The sequence below is a fragment of the Pseudomonas sp. HN8-3 genome (assembly GCF_020790195.1).
Classification (GTDB): Bacteria; Pseudomonadota; Gammaproteobacteria; order Pseudomonadales; family Pseudomonadaceae; genus Aquipseudomonas; species Aquipseudomonas synxantha_A.
Map to the genome: position 1 here is coordinate 697966 of NZ_CP086206.1, position 18263 is coordinate 716228.

13 protein-coding genes are annotated in these 18263 nt (G+C 62.0%); 10 read left to right on the forward strand and 3 right to left on the reverse strand.

The window, feature by feature from the left end:
- Positions 1–7: 7 nt before the first annotated feature.
- Complete coding sequence (locus LJX92_RS03020) at positions 8–1678, reverse strand: response regulator (protein WP_078820186.1); 1671 nt, start codon at positions 1676–1678, stop codon at positions 8–10.
- A gap of 298 nt (positions 1679–1976) precedes the next feature.
- Between LJX92_RS03020 and LJX92_RS03025 the strand changes: the two genes are divergently transcribed.
- From LJX92_RS03025 to speA, 4 genes are all read left to right on the forward strand, one after another.
- The gene (locus LJX92_RS03025; protein WP_003188197.1) at positions 1977–3044 is read left to right on the forward strand and encodes a DUF2333 family protein; all 1068 of its coding nucleotides are present in this window, start codon (positions 1977–1979) and stop codon (positions 3042–3044) included.
- A 2-nt stretch (positions 3045–3046) separates the two neighbouring features.
- Positions 3047–3583: an NUDIX hydrolase gene (locus tag LJX92_RS03030; protein WP_032878106.1), complete on the forward strand. Its 537-nt coding sequence runs from the start codon at positions 3047–3049 to the stop codon at positions 3581–3583.
- A gap of 182 nt (positions 3584–3765) precedes the next feature.
- Entirely contained in the window at positions 3766–4137 is a 372-nt protein-coding gene (locus tag LJX92_RS03035; protein WP_005784408.1) for a translation initiation factor Sui1, read from the forward strand.
- Positions 4138–4279: 142 nt separating this feature from the next.
- Complete coding sequence (gene speA / locus LJX92_RS03040; protein WP_228309296.1) at positions 4280–6193, forward strand: arginine decarboxylase; 1914 nt, start codon at positions 4280–4282, stop codon at positions 6191–6193.
- Positions 6194–6304: 111 nt separating this feature from the next.
- On the opposite strand, the gene LJX92_RS03045 is transcribed toward speA, so the two are convergent.
- Positions 6305–7648, reverse strand: a complete 1344-nt coding sequence (locus LJX92_RS03045) for an MATE family efflux transporter (protein ID WP_228309297.1) — start codon at positions 7646–7648, stop codon at positions 6305–6307.
- Positions 7649–7946: 298 nt separating this feature from the next.
- Between LJX92_RS03045 and LJX92_RS03050 the strand changes: the two genes are divergently transcribed.
- The gene (locus LJX92_RS03050; RefSeq protein WP_228309298.1) at positions 7947–12845 is read left to right on the forward strand and encodes an alpha-2-macroglobulin family protein; all 4899 of its coding nucleotides are present in this window, start codon (positions 7947–7949) and stop codon (positions 12843–12845) included.
- A gap of 138 nt (positions 12846–12983) precedes the next feature.
- Here LJX92_RS03050 and LJX92_RS03055 read toward each other — a convergent pair whose 3' ends face one another.
- On the reverse strand, positions 12984–13274 hold the full coding sequence (locus LJX92_RS03055; protein ID WP_032878103.1) for a hypothetical protein: 291 nt from the start codon (positions 13272–13274) through the stop codon (positions 12984–12986).
- A gap of 99 nt (positions 13275–13373) precedes the next feature.
- Between LJX92_RS03055 and pbpC the strand changes: the two genes are divergently transcribed.
- The 5 genes from pbpC (at position 13374) to LJX92_RS03080 (ending at position 18145) form a co-directional block, all read left to right on the forward strand.
- Positions 13374–15704 carry a peptidoglycan glycosyltransferase PbpC gene (gene pbpC / locus LJX92_RS03060; RefSeq protein WP_228309299.1) on the forward strand — a complete coding sequence of 777 codons (2331 nt, stop codon included), beginning with the start codon at positions 13374–13376 and terminating at the stop codon, positions 15702–15704.
- Between the two features lie 161 nt (positions 15705–15865).
- A complete protein-coding gene (locus LJX92_RS03065) occupies positions 15866–16174 on the forward strand; it encodes a MazG-like family protein (protein ID WP_003188211.1) in 309 nt (102 codons plus the stop codon).
- Positions 16167–16916 (forward strand): methyltransferase, encoded by a 750-nt coding sequence (locus LJX92_RS03070; RefSeq protein WP_078820191.1) that lies wholly within the window; start codon positions 16167–16169, stop codon positions 16914–16916. The genes LJX92_RS03065 and LJX92_RS03070 overlap by 8 nt, the downstream gene beginning before the upstream one ends.
- 24 nt (positions 16917–16940) lie before the next feature.
- A complete protein-coding gene (locus tag LJX92_RS03075; protein ID WP_228309300.1) occupies positions 16941–17543 on the forward strand; it encodes a DUF4136 domain-containing protein in 603 nt (200 codons plus the stop codon).
- A gap of 44 nt (positions 17544–17587) precedes the next feature.
- Positions 17588–18145, forward strand: coding sequence for a DUF4136 domain-containing protein (locus LJX92_RS03080; protein ID WP_032878099.1), 558 nt, complete (start codon positions 17588–17590; stop codon positions 18143–18145).
- Positions 18146–18263 lie beyond the last annotated feature (118 nt).

Below are 18263 nucleotides of genomic sequence, written 5' to 3' on the forward strand. Positions count from 1 at the left end.
GCTTGCGTTACAGAGTTATGACCGATTCGGTGGATTCCGGTGAAAAGATGGCACTTTGCTTTGATGCGCGCGCGGCTTGCACGCGGTTGCGTCCGGCGTCCTTGGCAAGATATAGCGCTTCGTCAGCCTGGGCAGCCATCGTCAGGCTGTCGCAACCGTCACACAGCTCCACCAGGCCGGCGCTGAAGGTGCACCACAAATCCTGCGGTTGGGCGGGGTAGTGGATTTCTGCAAAGCGCCGCCGAATGTCGTCCAGTACCTTGCAGGCCGATTCCACGTCGGTGTCGGGCATCACGATGGCAAACTCTTCACCGCCATAACGGCCGATGTAGTCGGTCTTGCGCAGGCGCTGCTTGAGAAACAGCGCCAGGCTCTTGATCACCCGGTCGCCCATGGGGTGGCCGTGGCTGTCATTGACTCGTTTGAAGTGGTCGATATCCAGCATCGCAAAGCTCAATGGCTTGTTCTCGCGGCGGGCGCGAAAGCTGCAGTCTTCGAGCAATTGCAGGATATGCGTATGGTTGTACAGCCCGGTCAGGCTGTCGCGCACCATCCGCGCCTTCAAGTTGCGCGCACGCGCTGCGCGGTTGCGCACGGTGGTGATCAGGTGGCGCGGCTTGATCGGTTTGGTCAGGAAGTCATCGCCGCCTTCGCTCATCGCGTCCAGCTGTTTGTCCAGGTCGTCTTCGGCCGACAGGTAGATGATCGGCACGCTGACGTAACGGTCGTTGTGGCGAATCACCTTGGCCAGTTCGGTGCCGGTACAGGCGGGCATATACATGTCGAGGATGATCAGGTCGGGCTGGAAATCCGCCAGTTCGGCCATGGCCTGGATCGGTTCGATCAAGGTGCGCGTGACAATCCCGGCGCTGTTGAGCAGGCGCTCGGTGTGCAGCGCCTGGGCCCGCGAGTCGTCAATGATCAGCACTTTGTACGGTTCGTACTGGGCAACGCAGGTCAGCACTTCGATCTTTTCCAGCAGGCTCGAAGCCTCCAGCGTGCCGGTCAGGAACTCCTCGCCTCCGGCGCGCACGGCGGCCAGGCGCGTCGGCGTGTCGGTTTCGTGCAGGCTGAAAAACAACAGCGGCAGCTTTTGCTCCAGGCCCTCCTGGGCTTGCGCGGCGAGGGTGAGGCCCAGGCCGGGGCCGCAAAAGTCCACGTCCATGACGATGGCTGACGGCAGGCGCTCAGCCATGGCCGTGTGAAAAGCCGAGACGCTGTCCAGGGATTGGGCACTCAGGCCAAAGAATTCCAGCTGCTTGGCCAGGCGCTCGGCGCGGTCGTGGTCGGCCAGCATCACGTAGATCGGTTTGCGCATCGGTGGCAGCAGGGTTTGCTCAAGCTGGTCACCCTGACGCAGGCCGGTGCGCGACAGGCGCTGCATCAAGCGGTTGAGTTCGGTGATCAGTTGGCTGCTCAAACGGCCACGGTTTTCGTCCACCGCCTGGAGAGTTTGGCCAATATGCTGGGCCAGTTGGCGGTGTTCGGGCTGTTCAAAACGCTCGGCGAAGCGCTGCAGGCGCAGGTTGGCTTCGCTGAGTTCGGAAAAGTCGGCGTTCGACCATTCGCCGCGTTGCAGGCGCTGCCAGATCTCAAGAATTTGACGTGCCTGATGAATTACCCGCTGGGCAAAATGCTGCTTGAGACGCTCGCGGCTAGGGTCTTCTGACTCGGTCATATCCTGACTACTGTGAGGGTGCATGCTGAGGTCGACTGATGGCTCTATGCTAGCACCTCTTTTCTGTTGCATGAGTGTCATACGTCAATTAAGTCTGCGTGCCGGATATTCAGTTATTGACTCGCGGGTCGCGCAGCGTAAAAAGCGTGCATCCTTTATAGTCCAACCTTGCTTGTGCGCCACTTTCGCGTAAAAGCCCCGCAACGATGGGCACGATGGGGTAGGGTTGTGGTCGGAGTGTCTGAACGCACCCGGACAATTGACGTGCATGAACTCAAGTGATTGAAAGGATATCGCCATGCTGGACTGGAAAAACCGTGAAGGCAGTGCCAAAGGCCCCGCCCCTGAGCCCAAGTCGGCCAACCGCAGCTATTTTCGCAACTTGCTGATGAGCCGGGCTTTGCTCAGCATTATCGGCCTGTACCTGCTGGTCACCGGTGGCCTGGGTTGGTACTGGAGCCAGGAGCCGGCGCTGTTTCCGGTCCAGCAGAACGCCCAGCTTGCCGCCGAGAAGGAAGGCAAGCAGATGGTCGTGGGCTACACCACGGTCGAAACCCTCAAGACCGTGGTCGGCACCTTGCTGAACAAGCCTGGCGGCTACATCTCCAACGACCGTTTCCCGCCGGGCTTGTGGATGGACAACATGCCGAGCTGGGAATATGGCGTGCTGGTGCAGGTGCGTGACCTGACCCGCGCACTGCGCAAAGACTTCGCTCGCTCCCAGTCGCAGTCGGCTGAAGACGCGGACCTGGCCAAGGCCGAACCGCGGTTTAACTTCGATAACAAGAGCTGGGTGCTGCCTTCGAGCGAGTCGGAATACCAAGAAGGCATCAACTCCCTGAGCCGCTACGAAGCGCGCCTGTCTGACCCGAACCAGCGCGGCGCACTGTTTTACGCGCGTGCCGACAACCTGAACAACTGGCTGGGCGATGTGGCGACCCGTCTGGGCTCGCTGTCCCAGCGCCTGTCGGCCAGCGTCGGCCGCGTCAAACTGAACACCGCGCTTAAAACCGAGGCGCTGGCGCCGGGCGAAGTGCCGCAAGTCGATGAAGAAGTGGTGGAAACCCCATGGATGCAGATCGATAACGTGTTCTACGAAGCCCGTGGCCAGGCATGGGCCTTGTCCCATCTGCTGCGCGCCATCGAAGTCGACTTTGCCGACGTGCTGGCCAAGAAAAACGCCACCGTCAGCGTGCGCCAGATCATTCGTGAGCTGGAGGCCTCGCAGGAGCCGGTGTGGAGTCCTATGATTCTTAACGGCAGTGGCTTCGGGGTACTGGCGAACCATTCGTTGGTGATGGCCAACTATATTTCCCGGGCAAACGCTGCAGTGATCGACTTGCGTCAGCTCCTCAACCAGGGTTGATGATGGACGCTACTCAAAAGGAGGCCGAACACCGTGCGGCCTCCGATGCTGAACTGATCTGCTGGGTCGACGAGCAGGACAAGCTGCTCGGCCACCTGGTCAGGTCCGACCTGCGCCAGCGCGGCCTGATTGGCCGTTGCACCTTTATCTTTCTGTTCAATTCCAAGGGCGAGCTGTGTGTGCATCGGCGCACCTTGAGCAAGGCCCTGTATCCGGGGTTTTGGGATACGGCGGCTGGCGGTATGGTGGCGGCGGGGGAAAGCTATGCCCTGTCGGCACAGCGAGAATTGGCCGAAGAGCTGGGCGTAAGTGGAGTGGAGTTGGTCGAGCACGATCATTTTTACTTTGAAGATGGTGACAGCCGCCTGTGGTGCACTTCCTACTCTGCCGTATGGGACGGCCCGTTGTGTTTGCAGCCTGAAGAGGTCATGGAGGCACGCTTTCTGCCCCTCGAAACGGTGCTTGCCGAGGCCGAGCAAAAGCCCTATTGCCCGGATGCTCAGGAAGGTCTGCGGCGCTATCTCGCCTCACGTCGCTAAAGTTGCATAAATTGGCGCCATTTGGCTCTTAGCAACTTCGCTTTTTGCCGTTACACTGCGCGCCTTTTCACCCGAACCACATTAGCGGTTCGGTAGCGCTGCCCCTGCCTGAGTGGGGCTTCGCGGTCGGTCACCGCCCTTTGCGGCGCCGATCAGTCTTCATCCTCCCAAGAGGATTGCCGGTGGCCAAAAAAGCCGCATCCTTCGCCGCCCTTGGTGGCCTGGTATTTTCCACCGACGCAGGTCGACACTGCCCGGACTGTCGTCAGCCCGTGGATTCGTGTACCTGCAAACAGACCCTGATCCCCGAAGGTGATGGCATTGCCCGCGTACGCCGCGAGAGCAAAGGCCGTGGCGGCAAAACGGTGACCACCATCACCGGCGTGCCCCTGGCCGAAGATGCCCTCAAGGAGCTGGCCACCACGCTGAAAAAGCGCTGCGGCACCGGTGGTGCGTTGAAAGACGGGGTCATCGAGATTCAGGGTGATCACGTCGAACTGCTGTTGGCCGAGTTGATCAAGCTCGGTTACAAGGCCAAGAAGTCCGGTGGCTGAAAGCCTCTTCCCAACCTGTGGCTAAACTCTGTCCTGCGAGTGGGGTCTGACCTTCTTGCAGGCAAATCGTCATTTTCATTCTTTAGACTGCGCCAGCCTCCGCTTGAGGTGGCGCCTTCGCCTTCATTTATAGGGGACTTCGATGTCCGTACGACGCACACGCAAAGACGATGGCAGCCAATGGACAGTTGCGGACAGCCGCAGTGTTTACGGGATCCGCCATTGGGGGGCCGGTTATTTCGCGATCAATGAAGCCGGTCGCGTAGAAGTCCGCCCCAACGGTCCGAACAGCACGCCGGTCGATTTGTACGAGCAGGTCGATCAACTGCGTAAAAGCGGCCTGTCGTTGCCGCTGCTGGTGCGTTTCCCCGACATTCTGCAAGACCGTGTACGCCAACTCACCGGCGCCTTCGATTCGAATATCGAACGCCTGGAATACCAGAGCAAGTACACCGCGTTGTACCCGATCAAGGTGAACCAGCAGGAAGCGGTGATCGAGAACATCATCGCCACCCAGAACGTTTCCATCGGCCTGGAAGCGGGCTCCAAGCCCGAGCTGCTGGCCGTGTTGGCCCTGGCGCCGAAGGGTGGCACGATCGTCTGCAACGGTTACAAGGACCGCGAGTTCATCCGCCTGGCGTTGATGGGTCAGAAGCTTGGTCACAACGTATTTATCGTGATCGAGAAAGAATCCGAGGTCGGGCTGGTGATCGAAGAGGCCGCCAGCCTCAAGGTCAAGCCTCAGGTGGGTCTGCGTGTGCGCCTGTCTTCCCTGGCATCGAGCAAGTGGGCGGACACCGGTGGCGAGAAATCCAAGTTCGGCTTGTCGGCGGCGCAGTTGCTGTCGGTGGTCGAGCGTTTCCGCGCGGCCGGCCTGGACCAGGGCATCCGCCTGCTGCACTTCCACATGGGTTCGCAGATCGCCAACCTGGCCGACTACCAGCACGGGTTCAAGGAAGCTATTCGTTACTACGGCGAACTGCGCAACCTCGGCCTGCCGGTGGACCACATCGACGTCGGCGGCGGCCTGGGCGTGGACTACGACGGTACCCACTCGCGTAACGCCAGCTCGATCAACTACGACATGGACGACTACGCCGGCGTGGTCGTGGGCATGCTCAAGGAATTCTGCGGTGCGCAGAGCCTGCCGCACCCGAACATCTTCTCTGAAAGCGGTCGCTCCCTGACCGCCCACCACGCCATGCTGGTGGTGCAAGTCACTGACGTCGAGAAGCACAACGACGAAATCCCGACCATTGAAAACAAGGAAAGCCTGCCGGAAACCGTGCAATGGCTGGTGGACCTGCTCGGTCCGACCGACATCGAAATGGTCACCGAAACCTACTGGCGCGCCACCCACTACATGAGCGACGTGGCCACCCAGTACGCCGACGGCAAACTGACCCTGGCCGAAAAAGCCCTGGCCGAACAGTGCTACTTCGCCGTGTGCCGCCGCCTGCACAACTCGTTGAAAGCCCGCCAGCGTTCGCATCGCCAGGTGCTGGACGAGCTCAACGACAAGTTGGCCGACAAGTACATCTGCAACTTCTCGGTGTTCCAGAGCCTGCCGGACACCTGGGCCATCGGCCAGGTCCTGCCGATCCTGCCGCTGCACCGCCTCGACGAAGAGCCGCTGCGCCGTGCCGTGCTGCAAGACCTGACCTGCGACTCCGACGGCAAGATCAAGCAGTACGTCGACGAGCAGAGCATCGAGACCAGCCTGCCGGTGCACGGCTTGAACGAAGGTGAAGACTACCTGCTGGGTATCTTCCTGGTCGGCGCGTATCAGGAGATCCTGGGCGACATGCACAACCTGTTCGGTGACACCGACTCGGTGAACATCTACCAGCGTGAAGACGGTTCGGTGTACAGCGCCGGGATCGAGACCCACGACACCATCGAAGACATGCTGCGCTATGTGCACTTGTCGCCGGAGGAGTTGATGACGCATTACCGCGACAAGTGTGCGAGTGCGAAGATCTCCGCGTCGGAGCGTACCCAGTTCCTGGATGCGTTGCGCCTGGGCTTGACCCGTTCTTCGTACCTGTCCTCGTAATATATGTGGGAGGGGGCTTGCTCCCGATAGCGGTGGATCAGTCAATGAGTCTGTTGACTGACACTCAGCTATCGGGAGCAAGCCCCCTCCCACATTTGGATCTGCATTCCTTCAGTTTGCTCCCAGCCACAGCCCTTGCCGATTCAAGCGCCAGGCGATCGCCCACAGCGTCAAACTGCGCACCGCCATGAACAGCAGGAAAGTTATCCACAACCCGTGGTTACCCAGCCCCTGCAATGCCCAGGCAATCGGTAGCACCAACAGCACGGTCAGCAACATCCCATTGCGCATCTCCCGCGCCCGCGTTGCGCCGATAAACAGGCCATCGAGCAAATAACTCCACACCGCAATCAACGGCAGTACCGCCAGGTAAGGCAGGTAGATGTCGGCGGTTTCGCGCACGCTGGGAATATCCGTTTGCATAGCGATAAACAGATGGCCGCCGAAGGTGAACAGCAGGGCGAAGCCGAGGCTGGCGATCAGTGACCAGCCGCAGGCAACCACCAGCGAGCGGCGCAACGCCTGGCGGTCATGGGCGCCAATGGCGTGCCCGCACAGGGCTTCGACGGCGTGAGCCAGGCCATCCAGCGCATGGGCCGTCAGCAACAGGCCATTGAGCAGCAGCGCATTGGCTGCAACGGTGGCGTCCCCCAGCCGTGCACCTTGCACCGTGATCATGAAGAACACCGACTGCAGGGCCAGGCTGCGGATAAAAATGTCGCGGTTGACCGCCAGCAACGGCCTCCAGCTTTGCCACAGTTTCAGTGCAGCCCAGGCGATATGGCCAGGGTAGGCGCGCAGGGCTTTTTGCGTAAGTGCCAAGCCGAGCAGCGCGCCGGTCCATTCAGCGATCACCGAGGCGCGGGCGGAGCCGACCACGCCCCAGTCCAGGCCGAGTACAAACCACAGGTTAAGCGCAATGTTGACCAGGTTGGTGGTCAGCAGAATCGCCAGCGGCGCCCGCGCATTCTGTGTGCCGAGGAACCAACCGACCAGCGCATAGCTGGCAAGGGCGGCGGGCAGGCCGAACAGGCGGGTGTGGAAGAATTCGCGGGTCAGTTGGTTCAGTTCAGGGGAGGGCTGCATCCATTCCAACGCCAGATGGCTCAGGGGAATACCGACCGTGCCCAGTAACATCGCCAACCCCAGCGCCAGCAGCAAGCCTTGCAACAGGATTTGCCGCAGCGCCGCGCCATCCTTGCGCCCGGCGGCCTGGGCGGCGAACCCGGTGGAGCCCATGCGCAGGAAACCCATGGCCCAGGCCAGAAAGGTATACAGGCTGGCGCCGACAGCCACGGCGCCCAGTTGGTGGGCGTGTGGCAGGTGGCCGATGACCATGCTGTCGACCAGGGCTACCAGCGGCACGGAGATATTCGACAGGATCATCGGCGCGGCCAGGGCCCAGACGCGGCGATGGGTGGGGCGGTGGCGCCAGTCGGCAAGCAGGGCGGTCATGAAGGCTCCTTGGTTGAGCGGGCATTGTACCCGTCCACCCATCACGCCGCAGATCCATGTGGGAGGGGGCTTGCCCCCGATTGCGGTGAATCGGCCAGGAATTTCTAACCTGATACACCGCCATCGGGAGCAAGCCCCCTCCCACATTTTGAACTGCATTGTTTGTGGGATTTGGTTTAGCCCGGAAGGCACCCAGAACCAAACTTCCCTCCGTCGGTCAATGTGACCGGCACCGCAGCAGCCAGCGCGGCGCTGATATATAGTTCACCCCTCGGTTCCCTCTGACTACGAGTGCCCCATGCTTAACAAAGGACTGTTCCTCGCTTGTGCGCTGGCCCTGCTGAGCGCCTGTGATTCTTCCGATAAGCCCGCTGCACCGACGGCACCCGCCGCGGCAAGCGTAGTGCCCAAACCCGCCAAGGCGGCGGTCGACGTGGCGGCGCTGAAGCAGCGCTATGCCGGGCGCGAGTTAAGCGTGGTGGACGTGTCCGAGGTGCAGTTGGACGGGGCCAGCACCTTGTCGGTGAGTTTTTCCATTCCTCTGGACCCGGATCAGAAGTTCGCCGACAAGCTGCACTTGGTGGACAGCAAGTCCGGCAAGGTCGATGGCGCCTGGGAGCTTTCCGATAACCTGATGGAGTTGCGCCTGCGCCACCTGGAGCCGCAGCGCAAGTTGGTGCTGACCGTGGACGCCGGGGTGAAGGCAGTCAACGGCAACACCCTCCCCGCCGAATACAGCGCCCGCCTGGAAACGCGCGACCTGCAAGCCACCGTCGGCTTTGCCAGCCGTGGCACGTTGCTGCCGACGCGCCTGGCCGAGGGCTTGCCGGTGATCGCGCTGAACGTCGACAAGATCGATGTTGAGTTCTTCCGCATCAAGCCCGAATCCCTGCCGTCGTTCCTGGCGCAGTGGGGGCGCAATACCAGTCTGCAAAGCTATGAGTCCCGTGAACTGCTGCCAATGGCCGAGCTGGTCTACGGTGGGCGTTTCGACCTGAACCCGGCACGCAACACTCGCGAAACCCTGCTGCTGCCGATTGCCGGCCTCAAGCAATTGCAGCAGCCGGGCGTGTACCTGGCGGTGATGCGTGCCTCGGGCACCTACAACTATTCGCAACCGGCCACGCTGTTTACCTTGAGTGACATCGGCCTGTCGGTGCACCGTTATGCCAATCGCCTGGATGTGTTTACCCAAGCGTTGGAAGGCGGCAAGGCACTGAACGGCGTCGAACTGGAAATTCTCGATGCGGAAGGCCGCGTACTCGGCCAGGGCAAGACTGAAGACGGTGGTCACGCCGAGCTGCCGCTGCCGAAAAAAGCCCAGGTGTTGCTTGCCAAACAAGGCGAGCAGACCAGCCTGTTGCGCCTGGACAGCGCCGCGCTGGATTTGGCCGAGTTCGATATCGGCGGGCAGCCGTCCCACCCGCTGCAGTTCTTTGTGTTCGGCCCGCGTGACCTGTATCGCCCCGGCGAAACCGTGCTGCTCAATGCGCTGTTGCGCGACAAGGATGGCAACGCGGTCAAGCCGCAGCCGGTGAGCGTCGAGGTGCGTCGTCCGGATGAACAGGTGAGCCGCAAGTTTGTGTGGGATGCGGATGCCTCCGGCCTGTATCAATACGCGCTGCAACTGGCCGGCGAAGCACCGACCGGGCGCTGGCAGTTGGTATTTGACCTGGGTGACGGCAAGCCGCAACTGTATGAATTCCTCGTCGAAGACTTCCTGCCCGAACGCCTGGCACTGGAACTCAAGGGCAGTGAAACCGCACTGAGCCCGGCGGAGAACCCGGTCATTCAGGTCAATGGGCGCTATCTGTACGGCGCACCGGCATCCGGCAATCGGGTCAGCGGCCAGGTCTATGTGCGCCCGCTGCGTGAGGCGGTCAAATCCTTGCCGGGGTACCAGTTCGGTTCCGTCACTGAAGAAGAGCTGAGCCAGGATTTCGAACTGGACGAAAGCGTACTCGACGCCAACGGCGAGCAAGCGCTGACCCTGGAAAGCAAATGGGCCGAGGCCAAATCCCCGTTGCAACTGATTGTGCAAGCCAGCCTGCAAGAGTCCGGCGGGCGGCCCATCACCCGACGCCTGGTGCAGCCGATCTGGCCGGCCGAGCAATTGCCGGGCCTGCGCGGGTTGTTTGACGGCAAGGAAACCAATGGCGATGGCCCGGTGGAATTCGAAGTGCTGGTGGCCAACCAGGACGGTCAGAAACTAGCTGCGCAAAACCTCAAGGTGCGGCTGGTGCGTGAGCGCCGTGACTACTACTGGAACTACTCGGAGAACGATGGCTGGAGCTATCACTTCAACGAGAAATTCCTCAACCTCGATGAGCAGAGCCTGAACATCAAGGCCGGCGACACCGCCAAGGTCAGCTTCCAGGTGGAGTGGGGCCCGTACCGTGTCGAGGTGGAAGACCCGCAGACCGGACTGGTCAGCAGCGTGCGCTTCTGGGCCGGCTACCAGGCCCAGGACAACACCGAAGGCGGCGCCGTGCGCCCCGACCAGGTCAAGCTGGCGTTGGATAAACCGGCCTATGGCGATGGCGACACCGCCAATGTCACCGTCACGCCACCGGCTGCCGGTAAAGGCTACCTCTTGGTGGAATCCGCCGAAGGCCCGCTGTGGTGGCAGGAGATCGACGTACCGGCCGAAGGCAAAAGCTTTGCGGTGAAGCTCGACCCGAAATGGTCGCGCCATGATCTGTATGTGAGCGCCCTGGTGATTTGCCCCGGCGAGCGCAAAGCCAATATCACCCCCAAACGTGCCGTGGGCCTGTTGCACCTGCCGCTGGATCGTACCCAGCGCAAACTCGGCCTGACCCTCACCGCACCGGAAAAAATGCGCCCCAAACAACCTCTGACGGTGAAGATCGCCGCCAAAAACGCCGATGGCAGCGTGCCCCAACAGGTGCATGTGCTGCTGGCGGCGGTGGATGTGGGCATCCTCAATATCACCGAATACCCCACGCCTGATCCGTATTCCAGCCTGTTCGGCCGCAAAGCCTATGGCGTCGACCAGTTCGACATCTACGGCCAGTTGATCGAAGCCGGCCAGGGGCGCCTCGCCAGCCTGGCATTTGGCGGTGACGCGGCGTTGGCCAAAGGCGGCAAGCGCCCGGACACCAGCGTGACCATCGTTGCCCTGCAAAGCGCGCCGGTGACCCTGAACGACAAAGGCGAGGGCGAAGTCAGCGTCAATATCCCCGACTTCAACGGCGAACTGCGCCTGATGGCCCAGGCCTGGAGCGATGATCGCTATGGCATGGCCGAGGGCAAGACGGTCATCGCCGCACCGCTGATTGCCGAACTCTCGGCGCCGCGCTTCCTGGCCGGAGGCGACCAGACCACCTTGGCCCTGGACCTCTCCAACCTGTCGGGCAAGGCGCAGAAACTCGATGTGCAATTGACCGCGCAAGGGCAGTTGGAACTGGTCAACGGCGGCGCGCAATCGGTTGAGCTCAAGCAAGGCCAGCGCACCACCCTGCGTATTCCGGTAAAAGCCTGGGGCGGTCTCGGCCAGGGCAAGGTCAAGGTCACCGTCAATGGCCTGGACCTGCCGGGGGAAAACCTGCCGCCGTTCAGCCGCGAATGGACCCTGGGCGTGCGCCCGGCGTACCCGGCCTTGCTCAAGCATTACCGCGCTGTGCTCAAGGATCAGCCGTGGAGCCTGCCGGCGGGCACGCTCGATCAGTTCGATGCCTCGGGGCGTGAGGCGCTGTTGAGCCTGTCGAGCCGGCCGCCGTTGAACCTTGGTGCACAGATCAGTGCGCTCAAGGCCTACCCCTATGGCTGCCTGGAACAAACCGCCAGCGGCTTGTACCCGTCGCTCTATGCCGATGATGCGCTGCTCAAGCGCCTGAGCATCAAGGGCGAACCGGATGCCGAGCGCAAGCGCAAGATCGAGTTGGGCATCGAACGCCTGCTGGGGATGCAGCGCTACAACGGCAGCTTTGGCTTGTGGGGCGCTGACGGCGAGGAAGAATATTGGCTGACCGCCTATGTCACCGACTTCCTGCTGCGCGCCCGCGACCAGGGGTTTGCCGTACCGCCTGAAGCCTTGAAGAAGGCCAGCGAGCGGTTGCTGCGGTATGTGCAGGAACGCAACCTTATTGAAGTCGACTACAGCGACAACGCCGAGCACACGCGTTTTGCCGTACAGGCCTACGCCGGCATGGTGCTGGCGCGCAGTCAGCAGGCGCCGTTGGGTGCCTTGCGCAGCCTGTTCGAACGCCGCAGTGATGCGCGCTCCGGCTTGCCATTGGTGCAGTTGGCCATCGCCTTGCAAAAAATGGGCGACCAGCCGCGTGCCGATCAAGCCTTGCTCGCCGGTTTGGCGGCGCAGCGCAGTGCCAAGGAATGGCTGGCCGACTACGGCAGCCCATTGCGCGATCAGGCGATGATCCTGGCGCTGCTGGAGGAAAACGACTTGGCCAAGGGCAAACGTGAAGAGCGCCTGTTTACCTTGTCGGACCAGTTGGCGGCCAGCCCGTATCTGTCGACTCAGGAGCGCAACTCGCTGTTCCTGGCCGGGCGGCTCGGCTTCGCCAAGCCCGAGGCTGACTGGCAGGTGTCGCTGACCGGCAGTGGCGGGGCGCGGGAGCTGAACAACCAGCAGTCCACGCTGCAACTGGATGAAAAGCTGCTATCCAGCGACCTGAGCCTGAGCAATCAGGGCCAGACCCCCGTTTACCAGCAGCTGACTATTTCAGGTTACCCACAACTGCCACCGGCAGCGGGCGGCGAGAACCTGAGCATTCGCCGCGAATACCTGGGCATGAACGGCCAGCCGTTGAACCTGCGCAGCCTCGACAGCGGCGACCTGGTGCTGGTGCACCTGGCCGTCAGTGCCAAGCAGCGCGTGCCGGATGCCCTGGTGGTAGACCTGCTGCCCGCCGGCCTGGAACTGGAAAACCAAAACCTGGCACAAAGCGCGGCGAGCCTTGAGAACGCCAGCAGCCAGGTGAAGGAGTGGCGCGAGTCGATGCAGAACGCATCGCTCAAGCATCAGGAGTTCAGGGATGATCGCTATGTGGCGGCGATGAACCTGGACGGCTACGGCACCACGCACTTGCTGTACCTGGCACGTGCGGTGACGCCTGGCACCTATCGCGTGCCGCCGCCGCAAGTGGAGTCGATGTATCGGCCGAACTGGCAGGCGGTGGGCGAGACGCCGGCGGATATGGTGATCAAGGGCCGCTGATCGCTGAAGTTGAAGTGGGGGGCTTTTGTGGGAGGGGGCTTGCTCCCGATAGCGGTGAATCAGTCACAACATCATTGGCTGACACTCAGCTATCGGGAGCAAGCCCCCTCCTACAAGGGATTGGGGCTGTCAGATAAATCAGTGCACAACCCAACTCAGCAACCACAGGCCCAGCAGCAGCCAGATGATGCCCACGATGATCGAGGCCCGCATAAAGGCGCGTACCGCCGAGTACAAGAAGAGCAACCCGACGATCAGGGTGATGATGCTGATGATCGAGGTGTCCATGCCTAGCGCTCGAGACATCCCATCGACAAAGTTGCCGCCGGCGTTGGATAGCATATTGAACAGCCCACTGAAGAACTCGATGATGTAGTGGATGATCAAGCCGAGTGTGTTACCCAGCCATCCAAAAAAGTCTGCTTGCATAGGTGTGTCTCGATGAATAAGTGGACGAAATTGCCAGCACTGAGCCTTTTGTCGCGATGGGGCGTGGCTAGTTCCCTACAAGCATAGAGGTTTAGCCGCTTGAATTTGCGTTTTGTTGCCCGCTGGACCCTGGCGAGCCTGCTGTTGGTAATCGCCGTGCTATGGCTGGCCGATCGTATCTGGCCATTGCCCCTGCCCCAGGACGACCTGGCCCGTGTGGTGCTGGCCGAAGATGGCACGCCGCTGTGGCGATTTGCCGATGCCAACGGCGTATGGCGCTACCCGGTGCAGACGCGCGAGGTGTCGCCGTATTATCTCGACGCGCTGCTCACTTACGAAGACCGCTGGTTTTACCAACACCCCGGGGTAAACCCGCTGGCGCTGGTACGCGCGACCTGGCAAAACCTGACCGGTGCACGGGTGGTGTCCGGCGGCAGCACCTTGTCGATGCAGGTGGCGCGTTTGCTCGACCCGCATTCACGCACCCTGCATGGCAAGTTGCGTCAACTGTGGCGTACCGCGCAGTTGGAGTGGCACCTGTCCAAGGACGAAATCCTCAACCTTTACCTCAATCGTGCGCCCTTCGGCGGCACGCTGCAGGGCGTGGCAGCGGCGAGTTGGGCGTATCTGGGCAAGTCGCCCTCACAACTGACCCACGCCGAAGCCGCCTTGCTCGCGGTATTGCCCCAGGCGCCCAGTCGTTTGCGTCCGGACCGTCATCCGCAACGTGCCCAGGAGGCCCGCGACAAAGTGCTGCGCCGCCTCGCCGAGTTCAAGGTGTGGCCGCAGCCTGCGGTCGATGAAGCCTTGGAAGAACCGCTGCTGCTCGCCCCGCGCCTGGAACCGAGCCTGGCGCCGTTGCTGGCGCGGCGTCTGAACCGCCCCGACAGCCCGCCGCTGATTCGCACCACCCTGGACGCCACCCTGCAACGCCGCCTCGAAGACCTCCTGCTGGGTTGGCGTGCACGCCTGCCGGAACACACCTCGGCAGCGATTCTGGTGGTGGAAGAGGAAAACATGGCGGTGCGCGCCTACCTGGGCTCGGTGGATATCAACGACACCAAGCGTTTTGGCCATGTGGACATGATCAGTGCGCTGCGCTCGCCCGGTTCGACCCTGAAGCCTTTCCTGTATGGCATGGCGTTGGACGACGGCCTGATTCACTCCGAGTCCCTGTTGCAGGACGTGCCCCGGCGTTACGGCGATTATCGGCCGGGCAACTTTTCCATGGGCTTTACCGGGGCGGTGCCGGCGAGCACGGCGCTGTCCAGCTCGTTGAACCTGCCGGCGGTGCAACTGTTGGAAGCCTACGGGCCCAAGCGCTTTGCCGCACAGATGCGCATCGGCGGCATGCCGTTGGCGCTGCCGGCGCTGGCCGAGCCGAACCTGGCGCTGATCCTCGGCGGCGCGGGCAGTCGCCTGGAGGACCTGGTGAGCGGCTACAGCGCCTTGGCCCGTGATGGCAAAAGCGCGACGTTGCGACTACAGCCGGAGGACGCGCTCAGGGAGCGGCCTTTGCTGTCGCCGGGGGCTGCGTGGATTGTGCGGCGCATCCTCAGCGGCCAGGCACGGCCCGACCGCGACCCGCGTGCCGAGCTGGTGCAACGCCCGGTGCTGGCGTGGAAAACCGGCACCAGCTATGGCTTTCGCGATGCCTGGGCGATTGGCGTGGGCCCGCGTTATTTGATCGGCGTCTGGATTGGCAGGCCCGATGGCACACCCGTGCCGGGCCAGTTCGGCCTGGCGTCGGCGGCGCCGTTGATGCTGCAGGTGCATGACGTGCTGACCAACCGCGACAGCCAACGCGGCATCAGTGCCCCGGTCAAACCGGTGCCGGCGAATATCGGCGTGGCGGCAATCTGTTGGCCGCTGGGCCAGCCCATGGCCCGCAGTGACCCCAATTGCCGGCGCCAGCGGTTTGCCTGGACCCTGGACAACACTACGCCGCCTACCTTGCAGGCATTGGATCAACCCTTGAGCGTGGGGCTGATGGAGAGCATCTGGGTCAATGCCAAGGGCTTGCGGGTTGATGCCCATTGCCCTGGCGCGGTGCCGAGGCATATTGCCCTGTGGCCCGCGCCGCTGGAGCCCTGGTTGCCAAGGGTTGAGCGCCGTGAAGCGCGCATTCCTGCGCCTGACCCGGATTGCCCGCCACCGGCGCTGGCTGCGGCTTCGCCATTGTCCATTGTGGGCGTGCGCGAGGGCGACCAGTTGCGCCTGCCCGCGGCCAGCCAACAAGCCTTGCGCCTGAAAATCTCCGCGTTGGGCGGCAGCGGTCGGCGCTGGTGGTTCCTTAATGGCGCGCCGTTGGGTGATAGCGCCAATCAGGACAGCATCAATGCCAGTTTTGAGCGGCTGGGGCGCTATCAGCTCAGCGTGTTGGATGAGGCCGGGCAAACTGCGAGGCTTGAGTTTAGCGTGGTTGATTAGGGCCTCATCGGGGGCAAGCCCCCTCCCACATTTTGAAATGTGTTCACAAATCAAAGTGTGGGAGGGGGCTTGCTCCCGATAGCGCCCTTGAGAACACCACCGCTATTCACTTGCCTTCAATCCCCATCCCCCTGAAGCTATACCCATTCAGGAGCCCCCCAATGAACCTCGAACACCTCACCGAACGCCTGCACCGCATCCGCGATACCAACGACTGGAAGCAGTTCCACAGCCCGAAAAACCTGGCCATGGCCGCCAGTGTGGAAATGGCCGAACTGGTGGAAATCTTCCAATGGCTTACTGAAGACCAATCCCGCCAGCTTCCCGCCGATAAACTCGCCCATGCGGGCCAGGAAGTCGGTGACATCGTGCTGTACTTGCTGTTGCTGTGCAGTGAGCTGGGCCTGGACATGAATGAAGTGGTGCGTGCCAAGTTGGCCGACAGCGAGCGGCGGTTTGCCCATGAGTGATCGTCATTTCGACCAGTTGGCCACGCGTTTTGCCGAGAAAATCTATGGCGGCGCCAAGGGCGCGATTCGCCTGGCGGTGCTTCAGGCTGACTTGCTTGAAGCGTTGCCTGATCGTCCGTTGCGCGTGCTGGATATCGGCGCGGGCCTGGGGCATATGTCGCTGTGGCTGGCCGAGCGCGGCCACCAGGTGACCTTGGCTGAACCCGCTGAGCCGATGCTCGACGGTGCGCGCCAACGTTTTGCCGACGCCGGCCAAAGTGCGACGTTTATTCATGCGCCATGGCAAGACTTGCTCGGCCAACTCACCGAGCCTTACGATCTGGTGCTGTGCCACGCGGTGTTGGAATGGTTGGCCGAACCCCATGCCATCCTGCCGGTGCTGCATCAGTTGACGCTGCCCGGCGGCTGGTTGTCCCTGGCGTTCTACAACCGCGATGCGTTGATTTACCGCAACCTGCTCAAAGGCCACTTTCGCAAAATGCGCAAGAATGACATGGCCGGTGAAAAGCAGAGCCTCACGCCGCAGCAACCGCTCGACCCTCGGGAATTGGCGGCGCAACTCGAAGGGTTGTGGCAGGTCGAAAGCCAGAGTGGGGTGCGGGTGTTTCACGACTACATGCCGATGGAATTCCAGGCCCGCGCCGATTTGCAGGACTTGTTGGAGATGGAGCTCGCTCATCGTCGTCACCCAAGCTTTGCCGGGCTTGGGCGTTATTTGCACTGGATCTGCCGTCCGGTTTAAGCGGCCCAGTCTGCGGAGGTCGAAATGCGTCGTCTCGGTTTAATCCTGTTATCCCTGGGGCTGGGGGCGTGCTCCAGCCCCAACCCTTACGTCGCCGCTTCAGCGCCGATGCCGCCGGCTCCGGCGCAGGCGGCCACGACCTTTGATGCCAGCGCCTATCCGGCACCAGTACGCGACTATGGCGCCTATCGCAGTTGGGGCTGGCTCAACGGCCAACTGCCGGCGGGTACGGCCTGGGCCGATTCGGCACAGATTGCCGAGGCGGTCAGCGGCGCCCTCGACCAGCGCGGCCTGCGCCCCTTGCATGACAACCGCGCCCCTGACCTACTGGTGAGTGCCGATGTGCGTTTGGAGAAACGCTTGCGCCAGGTCCAGGACGATTACGGGTATGGCTACAGTGGCTACAACCGCTATGGCAACGGTTATGGCATGTACAACACAGTGCCTGTGGTACGCACCTATGAAGTGACGGTGGCGGTGGCGCGCATCAGCCTGTTCGACGCCCGCACCCGCCAGCCGGTGTGGAGCACCAGCGCAGAAACCACCAGCCAGGGCAGCCTGAGTGAGCGCGCCGATAGCTTGCGCAAGGCGATGCAGAAGGCAATGGCTGCCTATCCGCCCAGTTAGCAGCTATTCTCATTTCAGGTTCATGTCGTTTTCTGGAGAACATCATGTTGGGTCGCATCGCTGCACTTGCTGTTGTTGTGTTGCTGGGCGGTTGCCAGAGCAACCAGGTCAACCACGATTTCGACGCCAGCCGCGACTTTGGCGCCTACCGCAATTGGGCCTGGAAAGACCCGGCGTTGCAGTACCGCCCCGATGACCCGCGGATCAAGAGCGACCTTACCGAGCAGCGCATCCGCCAGGCCGTGGGCGAGCAACTCGACCAACGCGGCCTGCGCCCGGCAGCGGCAGGTACCAAGGCCGACCTGAATGTACAGGCGTACCTGATCGTCGAAGACCGCCAGCAACAAGTCACCACCAACTACGGCGGCGCCTGGGGCGGCCCATGGAATGGCTACTGGGGCGCGCCGATGTACAACGAAACGCGCAACATCACCTATAAAGTGGCGACCATCCAGATCGACCTGCTCGACGGCAAGGACGGCAAACTGGTGTGGCGCGGCAGCGACGAGCAAATGATGGCCAGCACGCCTAATCCGGAAGATCGCAGCAAGGCCATCCGCAGTACGGTGACCAAAATCCTTTCCAACTATCCTCCGCACTAATCAACATCGGATAACTAATGTGGGAGGGAAACTTTTATCAGTCGTCAATGTGGCGAGTTGCCAGCAACCTGCCTGTCCCTTGTCTACACTCCAGTGCAACCCCGGTGAGTTAGCGCAG